We start from the raw sequence: 17,922 nt of genomic DNA on the forward strand, positions 1-17,922 counted from the left end.
CTGGGCGCAGGGTACGACTCAGCCGCACGGGCGCTCGGTCGCACCTGAGTGCCGTTCGATCACGGCCTGCTCGGTTCCGTCGTAAGGGCGCTCGTTGAGGGAACAGAGATGCTCCATCCACACCTCGGGCCTCAGCCGCAACGAACGGGTGTGTTCGGCGTCAGACAGCGACAGGAGATCACCGGCCAGGGTCCAGCGGGTCGGGCTGGCCGCCAGGTTCAGGGTCGCCAACAGCTTTCCACTCCGGTCATCCCAGAACTGAGCAACCGGCTTGAGCGACGAGGACACGGTCAGCAGCCTGCCGTCGGGGGTGAAGCCGAGTACCGCGTCGATCAGGCCGGCGGGGATGCTGCTCTCGGCCCGACTCCCATTCAGGTCGATGACCTTGACCTGCTCGTTGCTCGATCGGACGGCGAGGCGAGACCCGGTCACGTCAAAGACCGGCGTGCCCGGACCTCTCGCCGCGCCGACCGGGAAGGTCGCGATCGCCCGCCGCCGGTCGATGTTCCAGATCTCCACCTCACCATTGGGCTCGACGACAGCGACCTCGCCGGGATGACCCGGCCTCGGCAGGGGTGCCATGACCGCCAGCAGGGCCGAACGCTGCTGACCTGAAAGGTCGGCTCTCAGCGGTATGGGGCCGTCGGTCATGGCTCCGGTAGCGGTGTCCCAGCGGGTCAGCAGGCCCGCGTGCAACACGATCACCCGGCCGCCGCCGTCCGCCGCCACCGAACTCGCCCAGGCGGACATGCCGGGCTCGTTAGGCGGCGTCCCGATCTCGGGCTGTACGGGTAGTCGCATCCGACGCTCGACAGTCAGCTCGGGAAGCGAGTAGACGACCAACTCATCTCCCTGAACCATCAGGAAGCGGGTGCCGTCGCTCGTGAAGCCGCACCAGAATCCCTTGAAGGTCACCTTCGCGGCATCGGTCGTCGGCGTGCCGGTGGCGCTGGCGATTGGCAGTCGCGTTTCAACGTCCACCAGATCGATGCGGCCGGTCTCGCCGTTGATCGCCACCTCCCAGCGGTCGTCCGGGCTACCGAGGCTGAGCGACCCGAACGGCCGCGCAGGCCCCTGCTTCGGCTGTTCGGGTGCCGGCGGCTGCGGGGCGGTCGCCGCCAGCCGGTAACCCTGGTTCCGGTCCCCGACGAGGGCGGCGACACGGCCATCCGGCCGGCCGAACAGCGCGATGCGGTGGGACTGTCTCAGCGGGTCGAAGTCGATGGGTGGTGTGGTGAACCGATAGGTCTGGCCTGTCCGCAAGTCGGTGACGTTGATCTCGGAGTTCGAGTCGGAGACTCCGAACGAGTTGGCGGAGACCAGGTACGGCGGACCGTCAAGCCTCAGAATAGGCGTCGCACATGACGGCATCGGGACCGTCCGCAGGGCTTCGCCGGTCGCCACATCGGTGACCTGCACCCAGTCCCGGTCCGGATCGCACTGGGCGAGGAGTGCGCCGTTGCCGACGGGCTGCGGGTCCACCGACTCCGGCACGGGCAGGGTTTTCAGGAGTCGCCCGGTGTCGAGCTGGTGCAGGCGTGCGACCCCGTACCCGACGAACAGCAGGGTGTCGGCTCGAGGACCGAACGACACCGAGGTGAGCGAGCCGGCGGGAAGGTCTGGTGTCGTGACCTTGACCGGCTGGCCGCCCTCGACCGTCCACACCAGGGTCTGCGAGGTCGCCGACCGCTCTCGCTGCGACCACACCATGAACCGGCTGCCGTCGGGGGAGAACGACACCGAACTGGTCTGCTCGTTGACGCTCAGGTCGTCGCGCGTCGTCTGCCCGGCCAGCTCGATCGGCCCGCTGCGCTGCGCGATGTCCCAGAGCGCGACGCGGCCGAGGTTGCTGCTGTAGCCGAGGTGACGTCCGGAAGGGCTGAGCGCGAAGGTGCCGCCCACCCAGTCGCCGCCGACGGTCGGCAGTCGCCACTGCTGGGGGTTCTCGCCGTTCATGCCGGTCCACACCGCAGGCAGCCCTGACTTGTTGACGAAGACCACCGTCGACCCGTCGGGGCTGGCGAGGATCTCGTCCAGGTCGCCCTTCCACGCGTCCTGGTAGATCTGCTCGACGAACTGTAGGGCCGCGTACCAGGTGAACGTCGCGCCCGACGCCTCGGCTGTCCGATCGTGATGCCAGGCCGCCTGTGCCAGTTGCAGGGAGGCACGGGGGTCGGTACCGCGTTGCCGATTCGCCTCGTCGGCGAGCGCTCGTGACGCTGCGGTACGGAGGCGAGCGTCAGCCCGGTCCGTCTGCCGGGCGGCGACCACCGCAAGGCCGCTGGCGACCAGGGCCAAGACCGAGATCACAGCGGCCACCGACCGCAGCACCCAGGTCCTGCGCCGCTCTCCGGCGCTGCTGGACTTGATGTAGGCGCGCTCGGCGGGCCCGATGTCCTCGGGGTGCTCCCGCACCCACCTGTTAGCGGTGGCGAGGGCGACCCCGCGCAGCAGGCCACCGGCGTCCCGGTCGGCGGCCTCCCAGGCGGCGACGCTGATTCGCAGCCCCTCCTGCCAGCCGCGGAAGTCGCGCTCGTGGATCAGCCATTCCCGCAGCCTCTGCCACTGCCGGAGCAGCGCTTGATGGGCGAGGTCGGCGATCTCGGCACCGTCGGCGGCTCTGCTGACGACAACCAGTCGGCTGGCCGCGAGCCGCCCCAGGACCGGTCGGAGGTCGTCGTTCAGATCGGCGAGCCGGACCGGTCGACGCAGAAAGTCGCCACCGCCCTCGGGCCGGGCCAACTGGGTGAAGAGCCGCCGGGCGGCCAGGCGATCCGACTCCGGCAGTGCGTCGTAGACGTCGTCGGCGTACCTGGCCAGGGCGCCGGACACCCCGCCCAACTCCTCGTACGAGCGATGGGTCAACGTTCTGGCGCTCCGCCGTTTCCAGAGCTGCGCCAGTGTGAACTCGACCAGCGGCAGTTGCCCGGGCTCGGTGCCGGTGTCGTCGATGATCCGGCTCACCAACCCGGGCTCGAAGTCGACGTCGGCAGCCGTGACGACCTCGTGCAACTGGTCGCGGGTCATCGGGGGGACGAACACCATCCCCACTGTGGCGGCCTCCGCGGTGTCCTCGGTCACCAGCAGGTCCAGTGCACCGGACCGCATCGTCAGTGCGGCGTGCAGCCTCGGAGTGCCGTCGGCGCGATGTGGAGCGACGCGGAGCAGGTCGTGCAGCAGCCGCCACAGCCGCTGGGCGTCCTCGGCTGCCAACTCCTCGAACTGGTCGCAGAACAGCAGCAGGCCGCCGTCGCCGGCTTTTTCGACCAACTGGTCGGCGAGCCAGGACAGCGTCCGGGCCGGTGTGGTGTCGAGCATGTCCGCCAATGCTTCGGCCTCATCGTGCTGACCCACCCCCGGCAGTGTCGGGTCGAGGACGCCGATGACCGCGTTGGCGAGCAGCGAGGTGGATCGGGCACCGGGCAGCGGGCGGAAGGTGGTGACCAGCATGCCGAGCCTGCGCAGGGGTGGCGTCAGCCCGGCGTACACCAGCGAGGACTTCCCACTGCCGGACGGCCCGACGAGGGTCACCAGGGGATGCCGCTCGACCTGTGTGATCAGCTGCTTGGTCAGCGCCTCGCGGCCGCGGAAATACGCCGAATGCTCTTCGAGGAACGGTTCCAGCCCACGGTAGGGGGAGGTCTCGGTCGGGTCCGGCGCGGCGATGTCGGGGTGGGACTCGACCAGGGTCCGGACCGGAATCAGGTACGCCGTGGTGTTGCCGCGTTCGGCCGCCACCACCATGCCGATGATCCCAGCCGCCGGGCTCCATACCGGAGACCCGCTGAACCCCTGGCCGATCCCTCGCTGGTATGGCGGCGACTCGACCTGCAGCCAACCGGCCCCCTGCCGGGCACGGAGTTCGGCCTCGACCCATACGCCGTACTCGTCGGCCAGGTCGGCGGGGAAGCCGAAAACCCGGACCTTGTCTCCCCAGGCGGGCTCGGTCAGGGTGAGACGGGCGGGGTGGGTGCCCACCGGCGGCGGTCGGTCCAGTCGTAGCACCGCGGTGTCACCACTGCCGTCGAGCCGGGCGGGCCACCAGCCCACCACGGAACCCTGAAACGCGATCCCCGGCGCGTCACCACCGACCAGCGGGAACTCGATGGTGACCGGCTCCGTCGGCGCCACGGCATCGTGGTAGTCACTTCCCAGCGCCGCGCTGACGACATGGGCGCAGGTGATGACGAGATCAGCTGTGACGAGAAATGCCGTGCCAACCACCTGGCCGGACCGCCCTCGCAGGCGCCCGAGCGCAGCGGCCGGTGAAATGTCCTCGGCCATGGCGCCCCCGCGTCGGTCGGGCAACCGATCGAAGCGGTAGCCCGTTGTTCGTTGATGCTATCGAACAACGCGGATCGTCGAATGCCTCGTGTGCCTGCGGCCTCCTGCGTCGTGACGGCCGCCGATGAAGGTCGCGTCTGCTGACGGCGGCAGGCGGTCCGCCCCGCATGGGGGAGCTGTGCCGCCGCCGTCAGCGACGCGGTGCTTCGGGTGGCGCTGCCGTGCCTAGAAGTTGCCCGCCGAGTTGCACTTCACGCCCTGGTCGAGGCAGTTGCGCACCCGGGCGGCGAGCGCCTCGTCCTTCCACGCGTTGAAGAAGTCCGCGTGCATGGAGAACGAGGTGCCGGACGCGAGGGTGATGCCGTCGGTGTTCGCGCTCAGCGGGTACGAGATCACGAAGGACACCGAGGGGACCGGCACCGGGTGGCTCTTGGGGCAGGCCCCGGTGTGGTCGCCGTTGGCCATGTGCGCCTTGTGGTCCGGGCTGTCCAGGTGCTTGCCGTCCCAGCAGTCCGGGAAGGTGATCTGGCGGACGATGTGCGCGGTCTTGGCGCAGACCGGGAAGGTCTTGTCCGCGCTGCGGCCGACCTCGCCGCCGATGCCGGCGCACCAGAAGTGATTGCCCTGCTTGTCCGGGGTGTCGACCTGGTTCTTGGCGTTACCGGTGATCATCCGCAGGCCGAACGGGAAGGGCTGGGTCTTGCTCGGGTCCTTGAGGCGGGATCCGTAGTAGACGGTCACCTCCGTCGGGTCGACGACCTTGCCGTTCTGGTACATCGTCGGCACCCAGTAGGCGGACTGGTCGTCCGGCGAGTTGCAGGTGGTCGCCTTCGACGCCCGGAGCGACTCGGCCGTCGAGTTGGCGTCGGTCGACCGGTTTCCCCAGAACGTGTGGTTGTGGGAACCGCCGACCAGCTTGGGCAGCACGATCGGGTCGTCGCTGTTGTGGTGGCTGACTGTGCAGCCGACGTTGAACTCGGGCACCTTGACCGGGTTGCCGGTCACCGGTCTCGGCTTACGCGCGAAGAACGCCTTCGTCGCGGCTGCCTGCCCGGCCGGGTCGATGGTGATCCAACCACCGGAGGCGGTGGGCGGGGCGGCGCTGGTCGACGGGTTCGCCGGCTTGCCGGGGGCGGACGGGGCCGCCGAGCCGCTCGGCGCGCCCGGCGTGGCCGACGCGTCGCCGGGGGCGGCGGACGTGGGCGTCTGCGGGCCGGACGAGCCGATGCCGGTGTCGTTGGACGGGCTGGACGCGCCGGGCGTGCCCGGCACCTCCTTGCAGCCACCGGCGAACGCGACGCCCACCACCAGCAGGGCGGTCACGGAACGGCGAAGCCTGGGAGTGGATCGCACATTGAACAAGAGGGGTCACCTTTCTTCCGAGAAGGAAGAGTACGAGTCGACCCCCTGATCGAATGCGACTGAGACGATTAAGTCTGCCTTAAATATCGCTCTGCGATTGCTTGATCCGCTTTCCGGAGCGGTCGCGCTGTCGTATCGATCTCATTTCCCTGATTCTCTTCGAAAAACTGTAATCGAGCGTTGGGTGTTCACTCCACACTCAGGGGCGCGGGGCGGCGCCGCGGGGCTTCGGCGAATAGTCTGCCCGCATGTCGTCGTCACGTGGGGCTGTCGTTTCCCGGCAGGTGTGCCGGGCGTTGGCCGCCTGCGCGGTGGCCGGAGCCTGGGCGGTGCTGGGCTACGGTTTGTTCTCGTCCGCTGACGCGCAGGTGTGGGGGGACCTGGAGGCCGGTGGCCGGGGCGCCGCCAGCATCGCCGTTTACCTGCCCTACTTGGCCATGACCCTGGTCGTCGCCGTCGTGGTCCTCTGCGGGCTCGTGGGAAAACCAGACGTGTTGTGGCCGTTGGTGGCGACGACCGCTGCCATCGGGCTCTTCGCCTACTGGGTGAGCGCTCAGTACTATCTGTTCCCGGCTCAGCCTCACCTCTGGGCGTCCGTCGCGTGGTGCTTCGTCGCCGACGCGGTTGCCGCCGCCTCCCTGGCCGTGGCGTGGGCGACGTCCTCCGCCGGCCGAATTCAGCCCGCCGCCCACTGAGCGCGGTCGGCACGTTTCCGACTTTCCTTCATGATTGCCGGAAACGGCGCGGTACGTGCTCCCGGCGCGGAAGAATTGCGGCCACGGAAACGAGAGCCGGGGGCGTTCGATGGGGTTGAGACGACGGATGGCGCTGGTGGTGGTGTCCGTCGTGGCCACGCCTCTGGCCGTCGGCGGATGCACCACCGAGCGGAAGGCCACCGTGCGGTCCGTCGAGCGCGAGGTGCCGGCGCCGGAGCCGAAGGTGACGGTCACGCCCGCCGACCGGTCGCGCGACGTGCCGGTCAGCGCCGAGGTCACGGCCTTGGCCACCGGCGGAAAGATCGTCGTCGTACGCATCGCCGACGACCGGGGCATGCTGGTCAGGGCCGAACGACGGGAGGACGGCTCAACCTGGGTGCCCACCGTTCCGTTGCGACCGCGGAGCACCTACACCGTCGAGGCGACCGCCGTCGGCGACTCCGGCCGGACCACCACCCGTACCGCGACCTTCACCACCACGGCGGCGTCGACGAAACCACAGGTGACCAGCACGTTGTACGTCGCCGACGGCCGGACGTACGGCACGGCGATGCCGGTGACCGTCGGATTCGATCCGCCGATCGCCGAGCGGGCCCGCGCCGAGGTGCAGCGCCGGCTGTTCGTCACCACCGACCCACCGCAGCCGGGGACCTGGTCCTGGGTGGACGACGGCAGTCAGGTCTACTACCGCGCTCCCGACTTCTGGCGGCCGGGGACGACGGTCGGCGTCCGGGCCGCTCTGGAAGGTCTGCCGATCGGCGGGAACCGGGTCGGTGACACCGACCGCACCGCGACGTTCCGGATCGGGCGTCAGGTGGCACTGGAGATCGACAACGCCACCAAGCAGATGCGCGTGCTGCGCGACGGCACGGTGATCCGCAGGATCCCGGTCAGTCTGGGCAAGGCGAGCACTCCGACGTCCAGCGGCAGGATGGTCATCATGGAGAAACACCAGCGCACCACCTTCGACACCCGTGGCGAGCCGAACGGCGGCTACGTGGTGAACGTCGCGGACGCGCAACGCCTCACCTGGGGCGGTGAGTTCATCCACGGCGCGCCCTGGTCGGTGTCGGATCAGGGACACCGCAACGTGTCGCACGGCTGCACGAACGTCTCACCCGCCGACGCCGACTGGTTGATGGGCGTCACCCAGGTCGGTGACCTGGTCACCGTCACCGGCACCGAGGTCCGGCTGGAGTCGGGCAACGGTTGGACGGCCTGGAACACCAGTTGGGAGCAGTTCGTCAAGGGCAGCGCACTGCCCGTACCCGATGGCCTTCGGCCGGCCCCGACCGCGACGCCGCGCCCCGGTGCGGTGGCGGGCGGTTCACCGACGCCGGGGCCCGCCGCCTCCGTCGGCTGAATCGAGAGGCCCCAGCGCCGTACGGCGCTTGCTCGGCGTTCCTACCCTTCGGGCCATGACGTACGAGCCCATGATGGTTCCTCAGTCGAAGCCCAACCGGACCACTCGTACCGTCCTGATCGTCGTCGCCGTGGTGCTGGTGGTGTGTTGCGCGGTGGGTGCCTGCGGCGGTTTCTGGTTCTACCGCAGCGTCAAGGCTGCCGTCGAGCCGGCCCGGGTGGCGGCGACCGGCTTCCTCGACGACGTGCAGGCCGGTGACTACCCGGGCGCGTACGGGCGGCTGTGCGACGCGGTACGCGACACCATGACGGTGGAGGACTTCACCCGGGTCCAGTCCGCCCAGTTGAAGATCAGCAGCTACGAGATCGTCGGCGTGAACGTGAACAACCACAACGGGCGCGTCACCGCGACCGTCACCGTCACGGCGGTCCAGCAGACCACCGGCGCGCAGTTCACCCAGGGGTTGGCGCTGGTCAAGGAGGACGACGAGTGGCGCGTCTGCCAGTGAGGACCCGGCGTGGACGCGGTGTGTCGACGCCGCGCCCACGCCCGCGCCGTCAGTGCCCGGCCAGGCCGTAGAAGACGCTCGGGTCGTTGGCCAGGGACGCCTTGACGTGCCTGCTCCACTCGTCGGCGAGGACCTCGATCAGGCCGGCCTCGACGCCGTCCAGTGCGACGCGTACGACGTCGGCGGGGTCCATCTTGTCGCCGTCATAGCTGGCCGACATGTCGGTGTCGGCGCTGCCCAGGTGCAGGCCGGTCACGAGGGTTCCCTGCTTGGCGAGTTCCAGTCGGATCCCGTTGGTCAGGCTCCACTCGGCCGCCTTCGCGGCAGCGTAGGCGTTGGCCCCGTCGTGGGAGAACCACGACAGCGCCGACAGGACGTTGAGGATCGCTCCACCGCCGTTCGTGCCGAGCACCGGTGCGAACGCCCGCACCATGTTCAGCGTGCCGTAGTAGTGCGTGTCCATCTCGGACCGGATCTTGCCCAGGTCCCCGCTGACCAGGTTGGTGAAGGTGGAGATCCCGGCATTGTTGACCAGTAGGGTGACGTCGGACGCGACGGCCGCCGCCTCCTCGACGGATCGCGGGTCGGTGATGTCCAACCGGAGCTTCTCCACACCCGGGATGTCGATCTGCTCCGGGTTGCGGGCCGTGGCGTACACCTTGGCCGCGCCACGCTCCAGCAACTGTCTGGTGAAGTGCCGGCCGATGCCACGGTTGGCGCCGGTGACCAGCGCGATCGAATCGGAGATCCGCATGACTGCCTCCTGGCAGGTCGAGGGCGAGCGCTACGGGAGCCACGCTAGAACCTGACATTGACGTGAGATGCAAGTCGTGTGGCCGGCGTCACCGGCAGGGCGCGCGGTGATCGGTGGCGGCGCGGCGTTCGGCGTGTCGAGCCGCCCACCGACGATCAAGGGGACCGCGGTGGCGGCGCTCAGATCGGGGCCAGCTCCGGCACCCCGAAGTGCTGGTCGAGCACCTGCATGGCAGCACCAGCGGCGATGGCGTCCGCACCGAGGCTGGACACGGTCACCGTGGTGGTGAGCCACGTCGCGCGTCGCGCGTCGGCCCGCACGGCCTCGGCCACCGCCGTGAGATAGGTCTGCGGATGCCGCAGGAGGTCCGCGCCGGCCAGCACCACGTGGGCGAGGTCGAGGGTCTGGAGCAGGTTCACCACACCCACCGCCACGACGCGGGCGGCCCGGGCGATGTCTCCGGACTCGGCGGCGTGATGGTGCACGATCTCCAGGCACCCGTGTCGTCCGCAGACACAGCGGGGTCCGTCCAGGTCGACCACAGTGTGGCCGAATTCCCCCGCGTTGGTGTGCGCGCCCCGGTGGGCGGTGCCGCCCAACCAGAAACCGCCACCGATACCCGACTCGATCATGATGAGGGCCGCGTCACCGAACGTCGCGCCGTGCCGCCAGGCCTCGGCCGTGATCCCCGCGGTGACGTCCTTGTCCAGGTGGACGGGCAGGTCGAGGTGCTTCTCGGCGAGCTCGCGCAGCGGTACGTCGTGCCAGTGCCGCAGCCCGTGGGCGCCCCGGACGAGGCCGTTGGCGTGGTCCAGCGGGCCGATCATGCCGATGCCCACGCCGGTGAGCCGGGCCCGCACGTCGCCGCTGCCGGTCATCGCAGCGATACCGGTGGCCAGCACGTCGAGAAGCTGCTCGGGGGTGAAGTCGCCGGGCAGCGGGCTGACCGCCGAGTGGCGTACGACGCCGGCCAGGTCGACCAGGACCAGCCGCAGTGTGCGCCGGGCCACGTGGGCGCCGATGGCGTACCGGCTGTCCGGGACGAGTTCGTAGACGACGGCGGGTTTGCCGATGCCCGTGCGACGCACACCGGTGGGACGGATCAGGCCGTCGCCGGTCAGCCGGGCGATGACCTTGGAGACCGCCTGCGGTGTCAGCCCAGTCGCCTCCACCACGGTCGACCGCTCGAACGTGCGCGCGGCACGCCCCAGCGCCATGACCCGCGCCTGGTTGTAGCCGCGCAGGAACGTGACGTCGGCAGTGATACGAGTCATCTCGACACTCTATTACGCAACGCTGTTGCTAAATTTTCTCGGTGATCGGGATGAGCAGGGGACGACGGGTGGCGGCGCTGGTCGCCCTGGCACTGGGCGGCGTGGCGATCGGCCTGACCGAGTTCGTGGCGATGGGCCTGCTGCCCGACATCGCGCGCGGCCTCCTCCCGCAGGAGTACGCCCGCTCGTCGTCGGACGCCGTCGCCAGCGCCGGCTGGATGATCACCGCGTACGCGCTCGGCGTGGTCGTGGGAGCGCCACTGATCGCCGCGCTGAGCGCCCGCCTCCCGCGCAAGAAGCTCGTGCTCGGACTACTCGTGCTCTTCACCGTCGGCACCGTCGCGTCCGCGATCGCCCCCACCTTCGACCTGGTGCTGGTGGCCCGGTTCGCGGCCGCGTTGCCGCACGGCGCGTACTTCGGCGCGGCCGGCCTGCTCGCGGCGACCCTGATGGGCCCCGGCAACGAGGCCCGCGGCTTCGCCATCGTGCTCAGCGGCCTGACCGTGAGCAACGTGGTCGGCGTACCCCTCATCACGCGGCTCGGGCAGGCGGCCGGCTGGCGCCTCGCGTACCTGGTCATCGCCGGTGTCTTCGTGCTCACCCTGCTGGCGGTCCTGGCGGTCGTCCCGGAGGTCGCCGCGGCGGTCGACGGGTCGCCCGCCGCCGAGTTGCGGGCGCTGCGGACGTCGCAGGTCTGGCTGGTCGCCGCGACCGGCGCGATCGGGTTCGCCGGCTTCTTCGCGGTGGACACCTACATCGCACCGGTCACCACCGACGTCGCCGGTCTCTCGGCCGCGACGGTGCCCTGGGCGCTGGTGGCGGTGGGTCTCGGCATGACCGTCGGCAACGCCCTGGGTGGCTGGTTGGCGGACCGTGACCTCCAGCGCAGCATGGTCATCGGCTTCGTCGCGATGATCGTGAGCATCGCGACGTTCGGCCTCGTCGCGTCGAGCCCGGTCGGCCTGTTCGTCGGCGCGTTCCTGGTCGGCGCGACGAGCCTCTACCTCGGGCCGGTCCTCCAGGCCCGGCTCATCACCGTCGCGCCGGGAGCGCAGCTGATGGGTGCGGCGCTCAACCAGTCGGCGATGAACATCGCGAACAGCCTCGGCGCGGCCCTGGGCAGCGTCGCCATCGCCGCCGGCCTCGGTTACCTCGCACCGGCCTGGGTGGGCGTCGTCCTGGCGGTCGTCGGGCTCGCCCTGGGAGTGGTCAGCTTCGCGGTCGGGCGGCGCGAACGGGAGCGGACCCCGGCCACCGTCGCGGGCTGAGGCGGCCGGGCCGCTGCCGACCGGGTTGAGGCGGCCGGGCCCACCCTCGCGGGTTGTGGTGGCCGGGCCGCTGCCGACCGGGTTGAGGTGCCGGGGTCGACAGCGGCCGGGGCGCACGTCGGTCCGGGGTCAGAAGTCGTCGACGCTGACCGACACGCGGTGCGCGCTCGACCTCCAGTTCGGCACGTTGATCACGTCGTACCCGCCGCCGCGTTGACCCACGGTGATCCGGACGAGGCCGAGGTGCGCCGGTGCCGCCGGGATGAACAGGTCCATGCCGGTGATGAAGGTCTGGCTGAAGAACTCCGGCAGGGGAGCGGTCAGGTCGCTCACGCCGTCGCTGCCGTCGTCGAACGCGAAGATCGCGATCGTCCGCTTGGCCCGTGGCGCGTTCGCCGCGGTCAGGACGTCAGTGCCGTTGATCCGGAGGCGGTCACCGGCATCGCCCTGGTCGCCCCACCATTCCTTCTGGCGTTGGATCGTCAGCGCCGTGTGCCGGTCGCTGGTGTCCACCAACGCGCCGAGCCCTCCGCCCGGCACGCTCGTCGCGAGGCGTACGAACGAATCCGAGCGCAGGAACGGCTGGAAGTAGAAGTGGTGCGTCGGCGCGCCCGCGCGCACGATCGCAAACTCGTACCGCGCGGTGGCGAGCACCGCGACGGGGCCGAACGAACCGTCGCCACTCAGTGCCAACCGGTACGTGGGCCGCTGGGTCAACCGACCGCCGGTCAGGGAACTGACCGGGTAGACCTCGACAGTCGCGTCGGTGACGCCGACGTTGCTGGGAAAGAGCACCGCGCGACCGGAGACCCGGGCGGTACCGAAGAACTGGGGTGTGATGTGTGTCGTGTGCGGCGCCCGACCCTGGAGGAACCGGAAGATCTCGCCGAACGACTCCGGCGACGACACGGTCTGCGTGTGGGACTGGTCGGGCAGGTGCACGTTCGTCGCGCCGACGACGGCGCGGGCCGGGTCGCCCTCACCCCAGATGGCGAGGGTGGGCACACCGCCCGGCAGGGAGGCGGCGGTGCGACCGTCCAGGTTGACGTAGTGGGCGACGCGGGCGGCACGTGCCGGTGAGCTGTTCAGGTAGCCCTGGGTGACGAAGGTGCCCAGGGAGTGCGCGAGCAGGTCGACCCGGTCCGCGCCGGTCGTCGCCAGTAGGCGGGTGATCCGCGCGTCGAGCCCCGCGTACACCTCAGGCAGGATCGTGGCGATGTTCGGGGAGTCGTACTCGTGGGCCTCGATGACGTCGATCGGGTAGCCGTTGCCGGCGAGGCGCTTGGCCTGGGACTGGAACTGCGTCGCCGATCCGGCGCTGCCGTGTACGAAGATCACGGGGCGGTAGGTCGGTGTGGCCGCGGCGTCGGCGGCCGGTGGCGCGGGTGCGACGAGCAGGCCGACGGCGAGGGCACCCCCGGCCAGTACGGAGAGCAGTCTCCGGCGAGACACGTGCATTGGTCCTCCACCCTGAGCGACGAAGTATCTGCACTGTTAGCGCAAGTATCGTGTCAGGGTGCGGCCCGGCGGTCCACATGAACCAGCTCTGGTCGAGGACGACCCCGGCCAGGTCGGTGGTGGTGGCGAAGACGCCGGCGTGACCGGCCACGCCCCCGAGGTGGTTGGCGACAGTCGGCATCGCCGCACGCCGATCGGCCGCCGGAACGTCTGTCGTCTTCATCCCGTCGTCCGACACGTGGTCATCTGGCGGACACAGACGGTTGCCCTTCAGGTGGTTGTGCGACGATCGGCGGGCGTCACGCCGGACGACCGTCCACCGGTCCGCCCGCCCATCCGAATGCCGGCGGCACGGAGGGCACCACACCTCGTATCCCTTGGAGAGCACGATGTCCCTCTCCCCATCCCGGGTCTTCGCGGAGCTGAACGCGGCTCGACCCCCTGACCAGATCTCCCCGACGATGGGTCGGGCCGTCGTGGTCGGCGGCAGCGTCGCCGGCCTGCTGGCCGCCCGGGTGCTGTCCGAGCACGCCGACAGCGTCGTCATCATCGACCGGGACGACCCGCAGGTGGCCGGCGCGCGTCCCGGCGTACCCCAGGGGACGCAGTTGCACGCGCTGCTGCCCGGCGGCTTCCTCCAGTTGGAGCGCCTGTTCCCCGGATTCCGCGACGCGGCGCTGGCGCGCGGGGCGATCGAGGCGCCGCCCGAGGCGCGGCGAAACTACCTCGACGGCCGCCCGAAGGTCGTCGTCCCGGACGACGCCGACAGCCTGGCCGGCAGCCGCCCGCTCCTGGAAGGGCTGATCCGCCAACAGGTGCTCCGGCTGCCCAACGTCAAGACGGTCACCGCACGCGCCACCGGTCTCGTGTTCGACGGCGATGCGGTCACCGGGGTCCGTTGCGAGGTCGCCGGGGTGACCGGCGTGGAGACCGGTGACCTCGTAGTGGACGCCATGGGTCGGTCGAGCAGACTCTCGGACTGGCTGGAGCAGGCCGGCTGGGAGCGGCCGGTGACCCGGCGGATGACCGTGCACCTGAACTACGCGACGGCCCTGTTCCGCCGCCCGGAGGTCACCCCGGCCACGACCGTCGTCCTGGCGCTGCACACCCCGAAGATGGGGTTGGACGTGGCCGGGGCCGCGTTCTTCGCCATCGAGGACGGCCGGTGGATGGCCATGATGGCCGGTTACGGCGACGACCGTCCGGGGCGCACCCCGGAGGACTTCGTCCGTCGCCTGCGGGAGCAGTTCCCGCCGGAGTTCGGCGAGGTGGCCGACCAGGAGATGCTGGGCGACGTCCAGACCTACCACCATGCCGACAGCCGCCGCCGGGACTTCCACGCGCTGAAGCGGTTCCCGGCCGGTCTGGTCAGCGTCGGCGACGCCGTCGCGTCGTTCAACCCGGTGTACGGGCAGGGGATGACGTCCGCGGCCCTGCACGCGGCCTGCCTGTCGACGTACCTGCGGTCCGACCCGGACCTCCGGGTGCCCGCGCGGCACTTCCTCGCGTTGCAGCAGATCGTCGTCGACGCCGCGTGGTCGATCTCGACCTCCGCCGACCTGGCGTTGCCCCACGTCGACGGGCCCTACCCGCGCGGCTACCGGATCTCCAGTTGGGCGAGCCGGCAGATCATCGAGGCGACCGTCACCGACGTGGCGACCGCCCGCCGGTTCAACGAGGTCGTCTCCATGCGCGAGCACCCGCGCTCGCTGGCCCGGCCCGCCGTGCTCCTCGGCGCGCTACGCGCCAACCGGCGGGCGCGTTGAGGCTCGACCCGGCGGCCTCGTGTCGAGGCCGCCGGGTCCGCCCGTTCTCAGCGGGGCAGCTTGCGCAGGACGTCGACGACGAAGCGGTGGTCGTCGAGCTGCGGCAGCCCGGAGACCCCGACCCAGCCCACCACTCCGGTGCCCCGCACGCGCAGCGGCACCGCGCCCCCGGCCGCCGCGTACCGCTCGGCGGGCAGGCCGTACCGCTCGGCCAGCGTCACCTGCTTGTCCTGGCACAGCCGGGCCATGTACAGCGACGAGTGCTCGAAGCGCATCACCACGCGTCCCTTGCGGCGCAGCCACGCGTCGTTGTCCGCCGTCGAGCCCGGCAGGCCACAGTGGAAGAGCTGGCGTCCCGCCCGCCACACCCCGATCGACACCGGCAGCCGCTGCTCACTCGCTGCCGTGACGGCGAGCATCCCCAGCTCGTACGCGTCGGTCTCGGACAGGCCCGCGAGTTCCAGCTCGCTCTCCTCGCGCAGCAGCTCGTCCAGTGTCGGCCACGCCTCACGGTCGTCTGACATGTTCTTCTCCTCGTCGTTGCGGGCGATCACTCGCTCTGCTGCGGGCGATCACCTTGTCGCGGCGGTCACCAGGCGCAGGGCGCGTAGTCCTTCAGGAAACAGCCGTACAGGTCCTCGCCCTGCTCGCCGCGGACGATCGGGTCGTACACCCGGGCGGCGCCGTCGACCAGGTCCAGCGGGGCGTGGAAGCCCTCGTCGGCCAGGCGCATCTTGGTCGGGTGCGGCCGTTCGTCGGTGATCCAGCCGGTGTCGACGCTGGTCATCAGGATGCCGTCGGTCAGCATCTCCTGTGCGCTGGTGCGGGTCAGCATGTTCAACGCGGCCTTGGCCATATTGGTGTGCGGGTGCCCCGGCCCCTTGTAGCCACGGCCGAACTGGCCCTCCATCGCCGACACGTTCACCACGTACTTGCGGCGGGCCGGCGCGGCGGCCATCGCCGGGCGCAGCCTGCTGACCAGCACGAACGGCGCGGTCACGTTGCACAGCTGCACCTCGAGCAGCTCGACCGGGTCGACCTCCTGCACCCGCTGGACCCAACTGTTGACCGAGTCGAGGTCCGGCACCAGGCCCCCGGCGTCGATGGCGGTGGACGCCGCGATCCGCTCCGGCGAGGCGGAGCCGCTGGTGAGCGCCAGCGCGGTGAGCGCGTGCGGGGTGAGCCCGGCGGTGAGGGCACCCGCCGGGGCGCCCTGTCCACCCGGCTTGGCGAACGTGATCAACTCCGGTAGCGGACCGTCCGGCAGGGGCGCGGCCTCCGCGGCGACGAGCTGCGCGTACGCCCCGGGGGAGCGGCGGACGGTCTGCGCCGCGTTGTTGATCAGGATGTCCAGGGGGCCCTGGCTGCTCACCGAGTCGGCCAGGGCGATCACCTGGGCCGGGTCACGCAGGTCGATCCCGACGATGCGCAGGCGGTGCAGCCAGTCGGCGCTGTCCGGCATCGCGGCGAACCGGCGTACCGCGTCGTGCGGGAACCGCGTGGTCACCGTCGTGTGCGCGCCGTCGCGCAGCAGCCGCAACGCGATGTACATGCCGATCTTGGCCCGGCCGCCGGTGAGCAGCGCCCGCCGACCGGTCAGGTCGGTACGGGCGTCGCGGCGCTCCCGGTTGAGCGTCGCGCAGGACGGGCAGAGCTGGTGGTAGAAGGCGTCCACCTGGCGGTACCGCTGCTTGCAGACGTAGCAGCCGCGCGGGTTGTGCAGGAAACCCGCCGTCTCACCCGCGACCGACGACGCCAGCGGGATGCCCTGGGTCTCGTCGTCGATCCGCCCCGGTGCGCCGGTGGCGGTGGCCTCGGTCACGGCCCGGTCGGCGGCGAGGACGGCGTCTCGCCGCTCCTCCCGTCGCCGCTCCTCCCGTCGCCGCTGCTTGACCACCTTGTAGAGCCGGGCGGTGGCCCGCTGCACCCGCACCACGTCCGGGTGGTCCGAGGGCAGCGCCTCCAACGCCTCGAAGACGCTGAGGCAGGTCTCCAGCCGCTCGCGGTCAATGCCGCGTTCGCGGTGGATGCCCTTCTGCCCGTTTTCGGTAATGTCGTCCACCGTCATGCGTCGTCGTCTCGTCCGTATCCCGTGCCGGATCACCCCGGCTCGCCCCAAGTCCGACCCGAAACTGTACGCACCGCGCGGCGTCCGACGCACCTCGCGGCCGTCCCGGCCGGCGATGCGGCCGTCCCGGGCGGCGATGCGGCCGTCCCGGGCGGCGATGCGGCCGTCCCGGGCGGCGACGCGGCTCACGGCGATCAGACCGGGTCGGCGTGCCCGAGACGCCAGTAACCCATGAAGGCCACCGCCCGTCGGTCCATCCCACGCTCGGCGACCAGGTGCCGCCGCAGGGTGCGGATCACACCGGCCTCCCCGGCCAGCCACGCGTACAGCGGTGCCGCAGCCACCTCCTCGGGGACCTCCCACAGGATCTCGGTGTCCACGTCGACGTCCGGGACGGGCTGAGCGTGGTCCGACGCGTCGGCGGCCAGCAGCTCCTCCGCCGCGGCGGCGACCGCGGGCACCAGCCGGCTGCCATGTCCGTCGAGCCCCCGGGGCAGCCAACGGACCTCGACACCCGGGGGAGTGACCAACGGCAACACGTCGTCGTCGACGGGCACCTCCAGCAGGACGATGCCCCGGGCGTCGAGGGGGAGCCGCTCGCAGATGCCCGCGATCGCCGGCACGGCGGTCTCGTCCCCGGCCAACAGCAGGCAGCTCCCGGTCGACGGCCGGAACTCGATCCCGCCGTGGTCGCCGTCGTAGCCCGCGTCCGGACCGACGAGGGCGACCTCGTCGCCCGCGCTCACCCGCCGAGCCCAACGCGTCGCCGGGCCGCCGTCGCCGTGCAGTACCAGGTCGACGTCGACCTCGGCCAGGTGGGGCCGGACCGCCCGCACGGTGTAGGTGCGAATCGGGTTGCGCTGGTGTTCCGGCAGGGCCCGCCAGGCCGCGTACCAGTCCGCACCACCGGTGAGGTTCACCCCGGGTCGGCCGGGCACCGGCAGCACCAGCTTGATCCGCTGGTCGTACCCGTTGTCGGCGACGCGGTCGAGGTCGACGCCGGTGAAGGTCACCCGGACGAAGGACGGGCTGAGCCGGCGTACCGCCGCGACGGTGACGGTGAACACGCGCCACGGGGCGATGGGCAGGGTCTCGGTCATG

13 protein-coding genes are annotated in these 17,922 nt (G+C 70.9%); 5 read left to right on the plus strand and 8 right to left on the minus strand.

Features of this window, described 5'->3' with window-relative positions; all coding sequences use genetic code 11:
• Positions 1-18: 18 nt before the first annotated feature.
• Complete coding sequence (locus O7616_RS18295; RefSeq protein WP_282303114.1) at positions 19-4,284, minus strand: trypsin-like peptidase domain-containing protein; 4,266 nt, start codon at positions 4,282-4,284, stop codon at positions 19-21.
• Positions 4,285-4,509: 225 nt separating this feature from the next.
• On the minus strand, positions 4,510-5,607 hold the full coding sequence (locus tag O7616_RS18300; RefSeq protein WP_282303115.1) for a DUF1996 domain-containing protein: 1,098 nt from the start codon (positions 5,605-5,607) through the stop codon (positions 4,510-4,512).
• A gap of 287 nt (positions 5,608-5,894) precedes the next feature.
• Here O7616_RS18300 and O7616_RS18305 point away from each other — a divergent pair, with 287 nt between their 5' ends.
• The 3 genes from O7616_RS18305 (at position 5,895) to O7616_RS18315 (ending at position 8,233) form a co-directional block, all read left to right on the plus strand.
• Positions 5,895-6,341, plus strand: a complete 447-nt coding sequence (locus tag O7616_RS18305) for a hypothetical protein (protein ID WP_282303116.1) — start codon at positions 5,895-5,897, stop codon at positions 6,339-6,341.
• 109 nt (positions 6,342-6,450) lie between these two features.
• Positions 6,451-7,725 (plus strand): Ig-like domain-containing protein, encoded by a 1,275-nt coding sequence (locus tag O7616_RS18310; protein ID WP_282303117.1) that lies wholly within the window; start codon positions 6,451-6,453, stop codon positions 7,723-7,725.
• Positions 7,726-7,780: 55 nt separating this feature from the next.
• On the plus strand, positions 7,781-8,233 hold the full coding sequence (locus tag O7616_RS18315; RefSeq protein ID WP_282303118.1) for a DUF4878 domain-containing protein: 453 nt from the start codon (positions 7,781-7,783) through the stop codon (positions 8,231-8,233).
• A gap of 49 nt (positions 8,234-8,282) precedes the next feature.
• Here O7616_RS18315 and O7616_RS18320 read toward each other — a convergent pair whose 3' ends face one another.
• Positions 8,283-8,987 carry an SDR family oxidoreductase gene (locus tag O7616_RS18320; protein ID WP_282303120.1) on the minus strand — a complete coding sequence of 235 codons (705 nt, stop codon included), beginning with the start codon at positions 8,985-8,987 and terminating at the stop codon, positions 8,283-8,285.
• A 179-nt stretch (positions 8,988-9,166) separates the two neighbouring features.
• On the minus strand, positions 9,167-10,261 hold the full coding sequence (locus O7616_RS18325) for an ROK family protein (RefSeq protein WP_282303121.1): 1,095 nt from the start codon (positions 10,259-10,261) through the stop codon (positions 9,167-9,169).
• 41 nt (positions 10,262-10,302) lie between these two features.
• Here O7616_RS18325 and O7616_RS18330 point away from each other — a divergent pair, with 41 nt between their 5' ends.
• Positions 10,303-11,529 (plus strand): MFS transporter, encoded by a 1,227-nt coding sequence (locus O7616_RS18330; protein ID WP_282303122.1) that lies wholly within the window; start codon positions 10,303-10,305, stop codon positions 11,527-11,529.
• 129 nt (positions 11,530-11,658) lie between these two features.
• On the opposite strand, the gene O7616_RS18335 is transcribed toward O7616_RS18330, so the two are convergent.
• Positions 11,659-12,987 (minus strand): alpha/beta hydrolase, encoded by a 1,329-nt coding sequence (locus tag O7616_RS18335; protein ID WP_282303124.1) that lies wholly within the window; start codon positions 12,985-12,987, stop codon positions 11,659-11,661.
• A 389-nt stretch (positions 12,988-13,376) separates the two neighbouring features.
• Between O7616_RS18335 and O7616_RS18340 the strand changes: the two genes are divergently transcribed.
• Entirely contained in the window at positions 13,377-14,753 is a 1,377-nt protein-coding gene (locus tag O7616_RS18340; RefSeq protein ID WP_282303125.1) for an FAD-dependent oxidoreductase, read from the plus strand.
• A gap of 47 nt (positions 14,754-14,800) precedes the next feature.
• On the opposite strand, the gene O7616_RS18345 is transcribed toward O7616_RS18340, so the two are convergent.
• From O7616_RS18345 to O7616_RS18355, 3 genes are all read right to left on the minus strand, one after another.
• Positions 14,801-15,277, minus strand: a complete 477-nt coding sequence (locus O7616_RS18345) for a heme-degrading domain-containing protein (protein WP_282303126.1) — start codon at positions 15,275-15,277, stop codon at positions 14,801-14,803.
• Between the two features lie 65 nt (positions 15,278-15,342).
• The gene (locus O7616_RS18350; RefSeq protein WP_282303127.1) at positions 15,343-16,821 is read right to left on the minus strand and encodes an SDR family NAD(P)-dependent oxidoreductase; all 1,479 of its coding nucleotides are present in this window, start codon (positions 16,819-16,821) and stop codon (positions 15,343-15,345) included.
• Between the two features lie 194 nt (positions 16,822-17,015).
• On the minus strand, positions 17,016-17,921 hold the full coding sequence (locus O7616_RS18355; protein ID WP_282303128.1) for a siderophore-interacting protein: 906 nt from the start codon (positions 17,919-17,921) through the stop codon (positions 17,016-17,018).
• Position 17,922: the final 1 nt, after the last annotated feature.

Origin of the sequence: Micromonospora sp. WMMD964, assembly GCF_029581455.1 — a bacterium.
GTDB lineage: Bacteria > Actinomycetota > Actinomycetes > Mycobacteriales > Micromonosporaceae > Micromonospora.